The organism is Ketobacter sp. (genome assembly GCF_003671495.1).
Taxonomy (GTDB): Bacteria; Pseudomonadota; Gammaproteobacteria; order Pseudomonadales; family Ketobacteraceae; genus Ketobacter.
In genome coordinates this window covers 54,648-69,322 of the sequence record NZ_RCHN01000041.1, presented here as the reverse complement: position 1 = coordinate 69,322, position 14,675 = coordinate 54,648, and the positions used below count along the sequence as shown (strand labels likewise).

The window sequence follows — 14,675 nt, the reverse complement described above, 5'->3', positions numbered from 1 at the left end:
TGGGCTGTTGTGCTGTCTTTCACCCGTGCTTGCAACAGCATCGGTAGCGGTGCCCGAACCGCTGCGCCCCTGGCAGGAATGGGCCCTGAAGGATCACCCGGCATTGCGCTGCCCGGTGGCCCAGTCCGATAAGGCCCCCACCGGCAGTGCCGTGCATCAGTGCCAGTGGCCCGGCCGCCTGATGTTACGGGTAACGGCGGCCGGCATGCATTTCGAACAGCGTTGGCAGGTGTTTCAGGCAGGCAATGTCCCGTTGCCCGGTGGTGAGGGCTATTGGCCGGAGTCGCTGCTGGTGAACGCGGTGAGCGGCCTGGTACTGGAGCAGCAGGGCAAGCCGGTGGTGTGGCTGGAGCCCGGTGCCCACCAGATTGCCGGCGTGATCCCCTGGTCCCGGATTCCGGAGTTTCTGCCCTTGCCGGACGCGGTGGCGTTGCTGGACCTGCAGGTGAATGGCGAAACCGTGGAGCGGCCGAATCTGGATAGCGAAAATCGATTGTGGTTCAGCCAGCGACAGGTCAAATCAGAACCGGCTGCGGAATCGGAAGACAAACTCACGGTGCGGGTCTATCGGCATCTGGTGGACAGTATTCCTTTTGTCATGGAAACCCGGGTGGACCTGGAAGTGGCCGGTCAAGCGCGGGAGGTGGTGCTGGGCAAGTTGCTATTCGATGCGTTCACTCCGCGGCAAATTCGCAGCCCCCTGCCGGCGCGCCTGGATGCGGATGGGCGGTTGCGCATTCAGTTGCGGCCGGGCCAATGGCAGGTGTTGCTGCAGGCCCACCACAACGGGCCGTTGCAACAGGTCTTTTTTGAAACCGCCGACACCGGGTTCTGGCCGGAAGAGGAGGTCTGGGTATTCGAAGCCCGGCCGGAACTGAGGCAGGTCCGGGTGGAAGGAGTGGAAGCGCTTGACCCCTCGCAAACCGCATTGCCGGAGCATTGGAAGGCCTGGCCTGCCTATCATCTGCGTCAGGGTCAGGCCATGAACCTGGTGCAGCTGCGGCGGGGCGATCCCCAGCCTTCCCCCAACCAGCTCAGCCTGAACCGGGATCTTTGGCTGGACTTCAATGGTGAGGGCTTTACCGCCCGCGATCAGATACAGGGCGCCATGAATCGGGGTTGGCGCCTGCAGGTGGATGACCGTCAGCAACTGGGCAGCCTCACCCTGAATGGTGAACCCCAGGTGATCACCCTGAGTGAGGCGCAGCAGGGAGTGGAGGTGCGGGAGCGGGAGCTGCAGGCGACGGCTCTGAGCCGGATTACCCTGAAGCCCGGCACCCATAAACAACGGCTGCCGGCGGTGGGTTGGCAGCACGATGTGGAGCACCTGTCTGCTATTCTGCATGTGCCTCCGGGCTGGCGGGTCATGATGGCCGCCGGCATGGAGCGATCCAGCAATACCTGGATGGACAGTTGGAATGTGTGGGATGTGTTCATTGTGTTGATCACCGTTGCGGCCATGTTGCGGTTGCGGGGTGTGCTGGCGGCGGTGGTTTGCGGGGTGGCGTTGTTGCTGATCTACCCGGAAGCCACGGAGTTTCTTTATCTATTGTTAAACGTCATCGCGGTGCTGGCTCTGGTGTTGTTGCTGCCCGCCGGGCGTCTCCGGAAACTGCTGACGTTCTATGGCAGCGGCAGTGCGCTGGTGTTGCTGCTGTGGCTGGTGGGTTTTATGGTGCAGCAGGCCCGCATTGGCCTGTATCCCCAGCTGGAGCAACCCTGGAACCGCATGGGAGAGCATGGCCAGATGGCCGCTGACGATGTGGCGGAGGGTTATGGCCTGGGTAGCCAGGTGGCGCGGGTGTCACCTAAAACCGCCATGGCGGAGGCCGAGGTGGTGCTGGCATCCGTCGCGCCCATGAAGCGCAAACTGGAGGAGCCCCGCCTGGAACAGCGCGACCCCAACCTGGCGGCACAAACGGGGCCCGGCTTACCCGGTTGGGGCTGGGAGCGCACCCATCTGCATTGGTCCGGCCCGGTCACCGCCGGTGAATCCATTACCCTGTGGTTGCTGGAACCCATCGAAAACCGGGTGTTGTGCTGGTTGCGGGTGCTGCTTTGCCTGGCAGTGCTGGCGGTGTTGTTCGGTTTGTCAAAACGCAGCGGCCGGTGGCAATGGTCCCTGTGGTCGGCACCGACGCATGCCACTGGGGTGGCCCTGGTGTTTGCCCTGTTGCTGCTGCCGGTGAGCCCGGAAGCCCGGGCCGATTTTCCGCAGCCGGCTCTGCTGGAGGAACTGACTCAACAGTTGCTGCAGGAACAGAACTGTCACCCGGCCTGTCTGTCGGTGGTGAAGGCGCTGATCCGCACCCAGGGCTCCCGGGTCACGGTCACCCTGACCGTCAATGCCCGCCAGGCGGTGTACTTTGCGCTGCCGGACAGCCAGAACCAGTGGCACCTGGATAGCGTATTGCTGGATGGCGCCCCCCATACTGTGCGTTCGCACCGCGGCGTCGCCAACGTGTATGTGCCGGCGGGCGAGCACCGCCTCAGCGCCAGTGGATTGCTGGAATCCGGTAACCCTTTCCAACTTACTTTTGCCGTGCCGCTGCACAACCTGTTGGTGAGCAGCGACGATTTTCTGGTGCGGGGTGTTGATAACGGTCGCATGTTGTCGAATACCGTGCACTTTCATCCCAGGGATGCAGCGCGCCCTGCACTGGGTACGGAGTCCTCCCAGCTTGCCCCAGACCCTATGGCACCCTTTGTCACGGTGGAACGCATTCTGCGCCTGGGCATGAACTGGTATATGGAAACCCGGGTGCAGCGGGTGGCGCCATTGGACGGTGGCATCAATCTGGACATTCCCCTGCTGGCAGGGGAGTCGGTGACCAGCCGTGAAGTGGTTGTGGAGTCCGGCCGGGCCAAGGTGGTGTTGCGCCCTGGTGAAAACCGCGTGGTGTGGTTCTCGTCCCTGGAAAAAACCACCTTGTTGACGCTGCTGGCCGAGGAGACTGCCCACTGGGCGGAACGCTGGCAGGTGGAGGTCTCACCCCAATGGCATTTGCAATACGAAGGACTGGCACCCATTAAGGAACCGGTGGCGTCCGGTGGCTGGCAGCCGCGCTGGTTCCCGTACCCCGGTGAAAGCCTGCGCCTTACTATCAGCCGCCCTGCGGCCATGGAGGGAGCCACCAGAACCATTGATCAGGTGCAGCAGAACTGGGAGCCCGGGTTGCGCGAATCCAGCGGTTCCTTGCGTCTGCACGTGATCACCAGTAAAGGCAGTGAGCAACGCATTGAACTGCCGGCCACAGCGCGGGTGAAGTCGGTGACGGTGGACGGCGAGCTACGCGCGGTGGATGAGCTGAACCCAAAACTGATCATTCCGGTAAATCCCGGGCAGCATTGGATCGAAGTGACCTGGCGCCAACCCGATGGTATGGGCTGGCGCAATCAGACCCCTCTGCTGGATATTGAAGATGCCTACGTCAATCACCAGTTGCAGGTCAGCGTGCCGCGCAATCGTTGGGTACTGTTTGTGGGCGGGCCCGCCATGGGGCCTGCCATCCTGTTCTGGGGTGTGTTGCTGGTACTGATGCTGGTGGCCTTCGCCCTGGGTCGGCTACAGGTGCTCCCCCTGCGTACCTGGCACTGGATGATACTGATGGTGGGGTTGTGCACTGGCTGGGTTCAAACCATTGTGGTGGTGGTGCTCTGGTTCCTGCTGTTGCAGCAGCGTCAGCAGCCCTGGGTGCGTGGCCTGACCCGCCTGCAGTTCAATCTGTTGCAGATATTCATTGTGTTGTTCAGCCTGCTCACCCTGGCCCTGTTGTTGGCGGCGGTGCCCAAGGGCCTGATGGGCAGCCCGGACATGGGCGTGACCGGCAACGGCTCCAGTCAGTATGCGTTGAACTGGTTTGTGGATCGTGGGCAGGGGGCTTTGCAATCTGCCTGGTTTGTGTCGTTGCCCATCTGGGTGTATCGCCTGTTGATGCTGGTCTGGTCATTGTGGCTGGTGGTGTATATCCTGCGCTGGTTGAAGTGGGCCTGGGCGGCCTTCACCCTGGACGGCCATTGGCGCGCCAAAGAGGTGGAAAACGGGGTGGAAAAAGAGCAGACAAAACCTGAGATGGAGGCGCAGCCGAACCGGTCATGAGCGAAGCAGAAGCCAATCGTGAAGCCCTGATTTTCTACACCACAGCGGGTTGCCACTTATGTGATGTGGCCCGCCAGGTCTATCAGTCCACCTTGAATCCCGAGTATTTTCAGGTTCAGGAGATCGACATCGCCGATCAGGATGGATTGATTGAGCGTTATGGTGTGCGCATTCCCGTGATCCAGCGCTGTCAGGATGGCGCTGAGCTGAACTGGCCCTTTGACCAGCAGGCGCTTATGGATTTTCTAGCTTGAACAGGGTGGCTGCGTTGCGGGTGGTTTGTGCGGCCAGCGATGTCGGGTCGGTGCCCAGCATGGGCGCGATCTGCTCGGTAATGTGGGCCAGATGGCGGGGCTCATTGCGGCGGGATTTGGGCTTCGGCCGCAGGGTGCGGGGGAGCAGATAGGGGCTGTCCGTTTCCAGTAGCAGGCGTTGTGGTGGAATTCGGTGAATGAGTTCCTGCAGGTGCAAGCCCCGGCGCTCATCGCAGATCCAGCCGGTGATGCCCACATACAGGTCCAGCTCCAGATAATGATCCAGTTCTTCCGCGCTGCCGGTAAAGCAGTGGATCACGCCACCGTGCAACTGTGAACGGTATTGTTGCAGCAGTTTCAATTGTGCTTCGTGGGCATCCCGTTCGTGCAGAAACAACGGCATTCCGGTTTCGGCGGCCAGTTTCAGTTGTTCCTCAAAAGCGAACAATTGCTGTTGGGGTGGTGAGAAGTTGCGGTTGAAGTCCAGCCCGGTTTCCCCCATGGCCACCACCAACGGGTCTTCCAGCAAAGCTTTCAAAGCCTGGTAGTGGCGGTCGCTCCATTCTTTGGCATTGTGGGGGTGGACGCCGGCGGTACACCAGAGCCCGGGCCCGTGTTGTCGACACAGCGCAACAGCCTGCCGGGATTCCTGCAGATTCGTGCCCGTCACAATCAATTGGTTCACCCCGGCCTGGCGGGCTTCCACCAGCACTTGGTCCAGGTCGTTGGCAAAGGCCTTGTCCGTCAGGTTGACGCCGATATCCACCAGTTCCAACGTGGTTTTATCCTGTGTGAAATAAAAAGCGGGTTTACTCCAGCAGGGACTTCATGATTTCAGTGGCCCATTGGAGTGACTCCAGGTAGGCGTGCTCAAACAGGTCTTCCTCGATCCCCAGTTCAGCCAGCTCCTGCCAGTCAATGTCGCCCCAGTTACCCCGTTCATGGGCAATCAGGTTGCGCAGCAGTTTACCGGTATCGCCGCCAAAATGTAACAGCGCGTCGTTCAGGCTGTCGTCGAAGGGCAGGGACTGCAGCAGTTCCTGTTTGGGTTGGTCAAAAAAGGCATCGATGAAGGAAAACATACCCACGGTGAAATAGACGTCGGCGTTTTCTTTACCGGCGGCCTGGGCCAGCAGCTCCATCATCCGTGCCCGGCTCAGGGTCAGGCAGATCAGCTCACAGGGTTTGTCGGACATGCGCGACAGTGCAATCAGGCTGGACCACTGGCGCAGGGTATTCATGCCCAGCAGGACCACGGCACGGCGGATACTGTCGATCTTGCTGAGGGTGGCAAACTGGGCGGTATTGCAGATGCGCAGGATTTTGGTGCTAAGGGCAATATCGCTGGTGATGATGCTCTCCAGATTGGAAACCGAGGCTTCCGGGTTCTGCAGCTCTGCCAAAAGCCGCATCACCACGATCTTGTTGGCGGGCATGGGGGCGCCGTGCACGTTCTGGGGGCGGGACAGGAAAAATCCCTGGAAATACTCAAATCCCAGATCCTTGCAGCGCTCCTGGGTTTCGTAATCCTCCACTTTCTCCGCCAGCAACTTGACGTTATAGGGCTTCAGTTGGGCGGCAAGCACTTCCAGCTCTGCCTGGTTGTGGGCCAGCACATCAATCTTGATGATCTCGGCCATTTCCAGCAGGGGGTGCCATTTGGCGTCGAATTCAAAGTCGTCCAGGGCGATGGTAAAGCCCGCCTCTTTCAGCGCTTTTACCCCGGCGATGACGTCCGCGTCCGGCTCCACGTCCTCCAGCACCTCCACGGTGACGTGGCGGGCGTCAAAGGGGGGCGGCGATACCAGCCATTTCCGGGTGAAGTTGATGAAGGCCGTGCGATAGTCACATACCCGGTCGATGCCGATCTCGGTGAACGCGTTCATCACCAGCTGCGAGGTGGCGATGTCCCCATCCCAGACCCAGTCGGAGGGGTGGGGAGGGCGAAACAGTAGCTCGTAGGCGAAGAGGTTTAGGTCGCGGTCATAGATGGGCTGACGTGCAAGTAGAATAGGGTTCGAATCCATTCTTATTCCGTTGTGGCGTTAAACGTACGTAATTGCGTTATATCTGATATTCAGTCTAGACGAGGCCGGGGATACTGGAGAGGAAATTACACAATATAGCCATTCGTAATAATGGGGTGGCTTCTCCGGTGGTCTACACTGATATAGCGTCTACGATAATCTGAATTGGAAGGACCATGGCCGGTATACTGGATTCTGTTGATCAGCGCACCCAGCTGGTGGGTGAAAATCGCCTGGAGCTGCTGTTATTCAAGCTGCAGCGGGGCAGCCTGTTCGCCCTGAACGTGTTCAAAATCCAGGAAGTACAGACCATGCCGAAGCTGACTTCCATGCCCCACAGCCATCCTCATATAGTGGGTGTTACCCATGCCCGGGGTCGCACTATTCCGGTCATTGACCTGGGCGCAGCCATTGGCCTGGGCCCGTTGGAGGATCGCACCCACTGCAACATCATCATCTCCGAGTACAACCGGACGGTGCAGGCGTTCCTGGTGAAATCCGTGGATCGCATCGTCAATATGAACTGGGAGGAAATCATGCCGCCACCGAAGGGTGCGGGGCGATCCCACTATCTCACGGCCATCACCAAACTGGACGGCAAGCTGGTGGAGGTGATTGATGTGGAGAAGGTGCTGCAGGAAGTGTCCCCCTATAACACCCGCGTCAATCCGGAGTTGGTGGATCAGGAGCTGGTTAACCAGGCCCAGGGCATTGAGATTCTGGCGGTGGACGACTCCTCGGTGGGGCTGTCGCAGGTGAAGGAAACCGTTCAGCAACTGGGTGTCAAACTGATTTGTGCCAGTGATGGTGCTATGGCGCTGAAGATGCTGAAATCGTGGGCGGAGCAGGGAATTGACGTCAGTCGCAAGCTGGCTATGGTGATCACGGATGCGGAAATGCCGGAGATGGACGGCTATCGGCTGACACGGGAAATTCGTGACGACCCCCGCCTGAAGGATCTGCACGTGATTCTGCATACTTCCCTGAGTGGAAATTTCAACAAGGCCATGGTGGAGAAAGTGGGCTGTAATGGCTTTCTTTCCAAATTCGAGCCGGACAAGCTTGCCATCACCGTGCAGGAACGCATCAAGGACTATCTGCAACAGTATTCCCATTGATCTCAATTCTTCTTCCATTTCTTTCGCTTTGGCAAAAACTTGATCTGAGTCATTTAGACCTTTGCTAGGCCGCAGCCGGGTCGGCAGTTGTTGACTCAGATCATGATTCCATTCCAGCCAATCTCTAGACTACCCCCATCTTAAGTTTTCAGCTTCTTGTTTTAACGTAGAAAAGTCGAGGAATAACATGGCTGCTAAATTAAAAGCTTCAGTATCTGTTTTGGCGTTGGGTGTGGCATTGGCGTCCGGATCTGCCCTGGCGTATCAGCAGGGTGATGTGGTGCTGCGTGCCGGTGCTGCGTTGGTTGACCCCCAGGAGGACAGCTCTGAACTTGCTTTGAATGGAACCAATCTGAGTGATACCCCGCTTGATATTGATTCATCGGTGGGTGTTGGCAGCAATACTCAAATCGGTCTTACCGTTATGTACATGCTTAACAACAATGTGGGTGTGGAACTGCTGGCAGCAACGCCGTTTTCCCACGAGGTGACCGCCAATCTGGGGGGTACAGTGGTGGATGCCGCTGAGGTCAAACATCTGCCTCCCACCGTCAGTGTGCAGTACTTCCCCATGAGTTCTGACTCTGCGCTGCAGCCTTACGTGGGCGTTGGTTTGAACTACACCGTGTTCTTTGATGAAGAGGTGGATTCTGAGCTGGATGCAGTGACCACGTCCCTGGGGTTGGGTGATGCCAAAAGCCTGGAACTGGATGATTCCATCGGGTTGTCGTTCGAGTTGGGTTGTGACTACGCCATCTCTGATACGCTGGTGTTAAACGCATCTGTGTGGATGATTGATATCGACACCACGGCAACCTTCAAGTACGACGACGGCAGCAAGATCACCGCAGACGTTGATATTGATCCCATCGTTTACATGGTTGGCCTGGGCTACAAATTCTAAGCCGATTTCTTACGCTTTACATCTTTACTCTCTAGGTTTAGCCCCTCTTCACGAGGGGCTTTTTTCGTTCCTGTTTTCGTTCCGGTTTTTCGTTCACAATAGGGCCTTATGAGTGAAGAGACGATTCGATGTTTTCTGGGTGTACCGCTGTCACCCCCGTTGAGCGCGGCGCTGGATCTGCGCGTGCAAGCCCTGAGCGCTTGCGCTGAGGCCCATTCCGTGCGCTGGGTGAGTGCGGTTAACCGCCATATGACGCTGTTGTTTTTAGGGGATCAGCCCCTGGCACCGGCCCTTAAGCTGCGGGCGGCTTTGCAGCCGGTGTGCGCGTCGCGCCCGGAGTTTACGTTACGCTCGCAGGTGGTCAGTGGTTTCCCCGATGCCAATTCCGCCATTGTGGCGTTGGAACTGGAGTCTGCTGATGGGTTGCAGGATTGGCTTACGGACATTCGATCGGTGTTGTTCGGTGTGGATACGCTGGCGGGTGTGCTGGCGAATGAGCGTCGTTATCGGCCCCATGTTACATTGGGGCGCTTGCCCCGGGGCCAGCGCTGGCCATTGCCACCCCAGCCCTGCACGCTGACGTTGACCGTGCAGTCGATGGTGCTCTATCAAAGTCGTCTAACCCCAACCGGTGCCCAGTACACAGCGCTGTGGACATTGCCGCTTGCTGCTGAGGCTTAATGAAAATCCCGTGAACGGGTTTCCAGCTCACCCAACAGGTGACTGCAGTCTTCGATTTGCCCGGCGATCACATGGATCACGGAACCTTCCCGTTCCACTACCCCTTTGATTTTCAGCATGCGGGCGTGCACCACTGCCGCCCGGTTACGTTCCACCAGATCCCGCCACACCACGATGTTGCTGTTGCCGGTTTCATCTTCCAGGGTAATGAACACCACCCCGGTGGCGGTGCCCGGGCGCTGGCGGCCGGTCACCAGGCCGGCAATGCGCACAAAGCGTTTGTGGCCCAGTGCATACAGGTCCTGATGGCGCTTGTAGCCTTTCAGTTGCGGATGATCCCGCAACAGGGCCATGGGGTGTTTGCCCAGGGTTAAGCCCAGACTGTGATAATCCTCGTTCAGGTTTTCCGCCTCGCTGGGGGCAGGCAGTTCCACTGCGGATTCCGGTTGATGCTGCTGTTGTATCAGGGGGGATTCCTGCTGCAGGCCCTGGGCTTCCCAGCGGGCCTGAAAGCGATGCTGGTTAAAGCAGCCAAAGGCATCGGCGTGGGCCAGGGCATCCATGTCCCGTTTATTGAGGCGGCAACGTTGTTGCAGATCCGTCATGGATTGAAAGGCCGCCTGCCCCCGTTGTTGCAGCAAGGTATCGGCACCCTGGCGGGACAGGTCTTTTACCAGCCGCAGCCCCAGGCGAATGGCCGGTTGCCGCTGCGGATGCTGCGGCAGGGCATCGGCTTCCAGGCTGTGATCCCACTGGCTGTATTGCACGTCCACGCCACGCACTTCAACCTGATGGCGTTTCACATCCTGCACCAGCTGGGAGGGGGAGTAAAACCCCATGGGCTGGCTGTTGAGCAGGGCACAACAAAAGGCCGCCGGTTCATGGCGCTTGAGCCAGGCGGAGGCGTACACCAGCAGGGCGAAACTGGCGGCGTGGGATTCCGGAAAACCGTATTCACCAAAGCCGCGGATCTGGGAAATGATCCGTTGTGCGAAGTCGATACTGTAACCCCGGGACAACAGCCCCTGGGCCAGTTTCTCTTCATATTTCTGCAACTGCCCTTTGCGTTTCCAGGCGGCCATGGCCCGGCGCAACTGGTCCGCTTCACCGGCACTGAAACCGGCGGCCACCATGGCCAGCTCAATCACCTGCTCCTGGAAAATGGGCACGCCCAGGGTGCGTTGCAGCACCTGTTTTACTTCCTCACTCACATAACTGACCGGCTCCAGTCCCTGGCGACGACGCAGGAAGGGATGCACCATATCCCCCTGGATGGGGCCCGGGCGCACGATGGCCACCTCGATCACCAGGTCATAGAAACAAGCGGGTTTCAGCCGGGGCAGCATGGCCATCTGGGCGCGGGATTCCACCTGGAAGACACCCACGCTGTCCCCCTGTTGCAGCAGGTGATAGGTATCCGGGTCTTCCTGGGGCAGGGTGGCCAGGGTCCACTGCTGACCCCGTAGATCGTTAATCAGGTCAAAGCTTTTGCGGATGGCACTCAGCATACCCAGGGCCAGCACATCCACTTTCATCAGCCCCAGGGCCTCGATGTCGTCCTTGTCCCATTGCACCACTGTGCGTTCTGCCATGGTGGCGTTTTCGATGGGCACCAGCTGATCCAAAGGCCCGGCGGAAATGATAAAGCCCCCCACATGCTGGGACAGGTGACGGGGGAACCCCAACAGGGTGTCCACCAGCTTTTTGAACTGCTTGATGCGGGGATTGCGGATGTCGATGCCCAGTTCCTGCAATCGCGTGGGCAGCTGATCCTGTTTATCCCACCAGGCGATGGACTTGGCCAGCTGGTCCAGCAGGGTCTGGTCGAAGCCCATGGCCTTGCCCACATCGCGGATGGCGCTCTTGATGCGATAGGTGATGAGGGTGGCGGTCAGTGCCGCCCGCTGACGTCCGTACTTGCGGTAGATGAACTGGATCACTTCCTCCCGCCGTTCGTGTTCAAAGTCCACGTCGATGTCCGGTGGCTCGTTGCGTTCTTTGGAAATGAAACGCTCGAACAGCAGATTGCTCTTGGCCGGGTCCACCTCGGTGATGAACAGGCAGAAACAGACCGCAGAGTTGGCGGCGGAGCCTCGGCCCTGGCACAGGATTTTCTGGCTGCGGGCGAACTCCACAATGTCGTGGACGGTCAGGAAATAATACTCGTAACGCAGCTCATGGATGAGGGCCAACTCCTTTTCAATCTGCTCCCGCACCCGGGGTTGAATGCCTTCCGGCCAGCGTTCAGTGGCACCAGTTTCCACCAGCTGCCGCAGCCAGGATTGGGCGCTGTGGCCGGGGGGCACCACTTCACGGGGGTATTCATAGCGCAGTTCGTTCAGTGAGAATTGGCAGCGCTCGGCAATCACCCGGGTTTGCCGTATGGCCTCCTGCGGATACAGGGTTTGAATCTCCTGCAGCGGACGCAGGCTGGTTTCCCGGTTGGCATGCAGTTGAAACCCGGCGCTGTGGACGTGGGTATTGAGGCGGGTGGCGGTGAGGATGTCCTGCAGGGGTTGTCGCTCCGGCACATGGCAATGCACATTGCCACAGGCCACCACCGGGCGCCCCAGCTGCTGTGCCAGCAACTGACGCTGTTGCAGCAGGCTGTGATCCCCCTGCCGCAGGTTGTTCTCCAGACCGATCCACAGCCGATCGCCGCAATACTCCAGCAAGCGTTGGGCGGCGGCATCCGGCTGCCGGCACTGGCCCGGGCTCGGCAGCCAGATGAACAGGCATTCGTGGGTGGCCGGGTGCAGGTCGTTTACTTTCAGTTGGTAATGACCTTTTTCGCTGCGGCCGCGGGCCCGGGTAATCAGCGTACAAAGCTGGCCATAGGCCCTGCGAGTCGGCGCCAGGATCACCAGGTGCAATTGTTCCTCGGTGACCACATCGCTGCCTACGATCAAGTGCAGAGGCAGGTCGCGGGCGGCCACATGGGCACGGACCACCCCGGCCACCGAACATTCGTCGGTAATGGCCAGGGCCTGGTAACCCAGGGCGCTGGCCTGCTGCACCAGCTCCTCCGGGTGGGAGGCGCCCTTCAAAAAGCTGAAATTGGTAAAGCAATGCAGTTCGGAATACATGAAGCCACTATACTGTAAAAATATACAGTATAGTGGGATGGTCGGGTTGGGTCTATGCCCGCGACTCGCGGGTGACCGGATCGGGCGTTGGTTCGGGCGTTGGTTCGGGCTCAGGATCTTGCATTGGCTTGGTGGCCCCCCGATTCACCGCGAACAGGTCCCGCATATTGAGAAACGGCTTTTCAATCAGAATCCAGCAGAGCACGCCCAGGATCACCGACACGATCAGCGACAGCAAGGCCCCCAGGCCCACGGTGATGATCATGGCCAGTGCCGGGGTGAGTTCCAGGGTCTGCACATACTTATTGATGGGGAACACCACCATCAGGATCACGATCAAATGCAGCAGATAGATGGAATAGGTAAGCTGGCCCAGGGGATGCCAGATCTTCAGGGAATAGAACCAGGAGAACAGGCGCACATGGCTCAGCTGCAGGAACACCGACATCATGAACCAGGTAAAGGCGATGCTGAACACCGTGCGGTTGAAAATCAGGTACAGGCGCAGGCCATTGCCGGGTTCACTGAATCTGGACTCGATGATGGGGAAATACATAAAGAACACAATGGTGCCCATACTCAGCACGTTCAGCAGCAGGGGGCGATAGGGCGTCGCCGTGGCCCAGTTGCGAATGGCCTGCTGGTGAAAACAGTAACCGTAACCGGCAATCACCCCGACAATCAGGGGGCCGAAGCGGGTGGCCAGGTTATCGTACAACTTGCCGTAGAAAATCATGGACACGGATTTGTCCGCCAGCATATCCCGGTAGTTGCCGTACCAGAGCTCATCGTAATAGTAGAGCACCCCGGCCCGCACCAGGAATGACAGCACCAGCAATCCCAGCATGGTTTTCATGAACGAGCGTTGCGGGGATTTGGCGATGAACAGCAGGATCAGGGGCAGCAGCAAATAGAACTGTTCCTCCACCGCCAGGGTCCAGGTCCATTGCAGGGCCATGTTCTCCGGATGCAGGAAATTGTTCACGTACAGCAGGTTGGCCCAGATCCACTCATGGTTGCGGGCGCCGCTCGCCCAGAAAATGATGGCAATCACCGCGTACAGGGGCGTCAGGCGCAGGTAGCGGCGCAAATAGAACCGTTTGAGCTGAATATCCCCCGTTTTTGCCTGCTCCTTCAACAACATCAGGCTGATGAGAAAACCGCTCACCACAAAGAACAGGTCCACCCCTTTGTCCGCATTCCAGATCCACCACAGGTAAAAGGGCGAGTCCTCCAGGGACTGAAAGAAAATGTCCTTGCCGTTGTACAGGCTGTACACGAACACCGTATGGGCGATCAGAATCCAGACCATGCCGAAAAAGCGCAGGCCATTGATCAGGTAGAACGTGCCAGAGCTGTCTTCGGTGAGGGCCTTCAGGTTGCGTTTGACGGACCAGATTTCCCCAAGGGAAGCTAAAAACGTAGAAGGTTTGTTATTCATGACATCAATTTTATTGTTTTAATGACAAACGACTTTACTGCAAGCCCGGGCCGGGACCAAGTGCCGTCGTGTAGAGAAATGCAATCAGAGCCGGGGGCAGCGGGCATCCCAGTAGGGCACAGCCCCGATTCGCTGGCTGAGGAAGTCCACAAAGGCCCTGACTTTGGGTGATAAATGGCGGCGTTGGGGATAGACCGCATAGATGGACATTTCCAACGTCCGATAAGCGGGGAGCAGGCATGTCAGGCGCCCCCGCTGAATATCCTCTCCCACAACGAAACTGGGGGCGCGCATGATGCCGGCGCCGTTGAGGATGGCTTCCCGCATGCCCAGGCTGTTGTTCATCTCCACTTTGCCGGTGATGGGGACCCGGGTGGACTGGCCCCGGGCATCGATGAACTCCCACTGGTGGGCCGATTCCTGGTATTGATAGCCGACGATGGTGTGCTGCTGCAGCTCTTCCGGGTGACGCGGGGTGCCGTGCCGGGACAGGTACTCCGGCGATGCCACCACACAGTGCTGGCAGGGCCCCAGGCGCCGTGCCACCAGGGCCGAATCCGCCAGATTGGAAATGGTCAGGGCTACGTCGAACCCACCCTCAATCAGATCCAGCTTGCGATCATCAAACTGAATCGACACCGACAACTCCGGATACTGCTCCAGAAACGCCGGAATGGCCGGTGCCAGATGCAGAATCCCAAAGGACATGGGGGCATTGATGCGCAGCCTGCCCCGGGGTTCGCTTTGCAGGTGGGTCACCTCTGCCTCCGCCTCGGCAATCTCCTGCAGGGCCACCTGGCTGCGCTCGTAAAAGGATCGGCCCACTTCCGTCAGGCTGATGCGCCGGGTGGAGCGATTCAGCAGTCGGGCCCCCAGGCGGTCCTCCAGCCGGCTGACGTATTTACTGACCACCGACTTGGACAAAGACAGATGTTCCGCGGTGGCGGTGAAACTGCCTTGCTCGACCACTTTTACAAACACGGCAATATCGGTCAGTGAGTCCATGGTCTGGCTCCTTGGGGGGCAGGGGTACTATTAGTAAATATATGTGAACAAAGAGTTCTT

The 14,675-nt window shown here is 58.9% G+C and carries 10 protein-coding genes; 5 read left to right on the top strand and 5 right to left on the bottom strand.

Annotated features, from left to right (window positions below; genetic code table 11):
- The first annotated feature begins 49 nt into the window (after positions 1 to 49).
- Entirely contained in the window at positions 50 to 4,099 is a 4,050-nt protein-coding gene (locus tag D9N14_RS18640; protein WP_290582559.1) for a hypothetical protein, read from the top strand.
- Positions 4,096 to 4,353, top strand: a complete 258-nt coding sequence (locus D9N14_RS18635) for a glutaredoxin family protein (RefSeq protein ID WP_290582557.1) — start codon at positions 4,096 to 4,098, stop codon at positions 4,351 to 4,353. Before D9N14_RS18640 ends, D9N14_RS18635 begins: the two co-directional genes overlap by 4 nt.
- On the opposite strand, the gene D9N14_RS18630 is transcribed toward D9N14_RS18635, so the two are convergent.
- Positions 4,334 to 5,128 carry a TatD family hydrolase gene (locus tag D9N14_RS18630; RefSeq protein ID WP_411267960.1) on the bottom strand — a complete coding sequence of 265 codons (795 nt, stop codon included), beginning with the start codon at positions 5,126 to 5,128 and terminating at the stop codon, positions 4,334 to 4,336. The two genes, D9N14_RS18635 and D9N14_RS18630, sit on opposite strands and share 20 nt — an antisense overlap.
- A gap of 34 nt (positions 5,129 to 5,162) precedes the next feature.
- Positions 5,163 to 6,380: an EAL and HDOD domain-containing protein gene (locus D9N14_RS18625; RefSeq protein ID WP_290582555.1), complete on the bottom strand. Its 1,218-nt coding sequence runs from the start codon at positions 6,378 to 6,380 to the stop codon at positions 5,163 to 5,165.
- Between the two features lie 176 nt (positions 6,381 to 6,556).
- Here D9N14_RS18625 and D9N14_RS18620 point away from each other — a divergent pair, with 176 nt between their 5' ends.
- The 3 genes from D9N14_RS18620 to thpR all read left to right on the top strand — a co-directional run bounded on the left by D9N14_RS18620 (position 6,557) and on the right by thpR (position 9,083).
- On the top strand, positions 6,557 to 7,498 hold the full coding sequence (locus tag D9N14_RS18620) for a chemotaxis protein CheV (RefSeq protein WP_290582553.1): 942 nt from the start codon (positions 6,557 to 6,559) through the stop codon (positions 7,496 to 7,498).
- Between the two features lie 187 nt (positions 7,499 to 7,685).
- Positions 7,686 to 8,402: an OmpW/AlkL family protein gene (locus D9N14_RS18615; RefSeq protein WP_290582552.1), complete on the top strand. Its 717-nt coding sequence runs from the start codon at positions 7,686 to 7,688 to the stop codon at positions 8,400 to 8,402.
- Between the two features lie 108 nt (positions 8,403 to 8,510).
- Positions 8,511 to 9,083: an RNA 2',3'-cyclic phosphodiesterase gene (gene thpR, locus D9N14_RS18610; protein WP_290582549.1), complete on the top strand. Its 573-nt coding sequence runs from the start codon at positions 8,511 to 8,513 to the stop codon at positions 9,081 to 9,083.
- Here the strand turns inward: thpR and D9N14_RS18605 are convergent.
- The 3 genes from D9N14_RS18605 to D9N14_RS18595 all read right to left on the bottom strand — a co-directional run bounded on the left by D9N14_RS18605 (position 9,080) and on the right by D9N14_RS18595 (position 14,615).
- Positions 9,080 to 12,169 carry an error-prone DNA polymerase gene (locus tag D9N14_RS18605; RefSeq protein WP_290582547.1) on the bottom strand — a complete coding sequence of 1,030 codons (3,090 nt, stop codon included), beginning with the start codon at positions 12,167 to 12,169 and terminating at the stop codon, positions 9,080 to 9,082. The two genes, thpR and D9N14_RS18605, sit on opposite strands and share 4 nt — an antisense overlap.
- A gap of 52 nt (positions 12,170 to 12,221) precedes the next feature.
- Positions 12,222 to 13,610, bottom strand: coding sequence for an acyltransferase family protein (locus D9N14_RS18600; protein WP_290582545.1), 1,389 nt, complete (start codon positions 13,608 to 13,610; stop codon positions 12,222 to 12,224).
- A gap of 84 nt (positions 13,611 to 13,694) precedes the next feature.
- On the bottom strand, positions 13,695 to 14,615 hold the full coding sequence (locus D9N14_RS18595; protein WP_290582543.1) for a LysR family transcriptional regulator: 921 nt from the start codon (positions 14,613 to 14,615) through the stop codon (positions 13,695 to 13,697).
- Positions 14,616 to 14,675 lie beyond the last annotated feature (60 nt).

Bases quoted from the DNA above. Each gene is read 5' to 3' on its own strand.
- D9N14_RS18595 (WP_290582543.1), bottom strand. From the start codon at position 14,615: ATGGACTCACTGACCGATATTGCCGTGTTTGTAAAAGTGGTCGAGCAA.
- D9N14_RS18615 (WP_290582552.1), top strand. From the start codon at position 7,686: ATGGCTGCTAAATTAAAAGCTTCAGTATCTGTTTTGGCGTTGGGTGTG.
- D9N14_RS18625 (WP_290582555.1), bottom strand. From the start codon at position 6,380: ATGGATTCGAACCCTATTCTACTTGCACGTCAGCCCATCTATGACCGC.
- D9N14_RS18605 (WP_290582547.1), bottom strand. From the start codon at position 12,169: ATGTATTCCGAACTGCATTGCTTTACCAATTTCAGCTTTTTGAAGGGC.
- D9N14_RS18600 (WP_290582545.1), bottom strand. From the start codon at position 13,610: ATGAATAACAAACCTTCTACGTTTTTAGCTTCCCTTGGGGAAATCTGG.
- D9N14_RS18635 (WP_290582557.1), top strand. From the start codon at position 4,096: ATGAGCGAAGCAGAAGCCAATCGTGAAGCCCTGATTTTCTACACCACA.
- thpR (WP_290582549.1), top strand. From the start codon at position 8,511: ATGAGTGAAGAGACGATTCGATGTTTTCTGGGTGTACCGCTGTCACCC.
- D9N14_RS18620 (WP_290582553.1), top strand. From the start codon at position 6,557: ATGGCCGGTATACTGGATTCTGTTGATCAGCGCACCCAGCTGGTGGGT.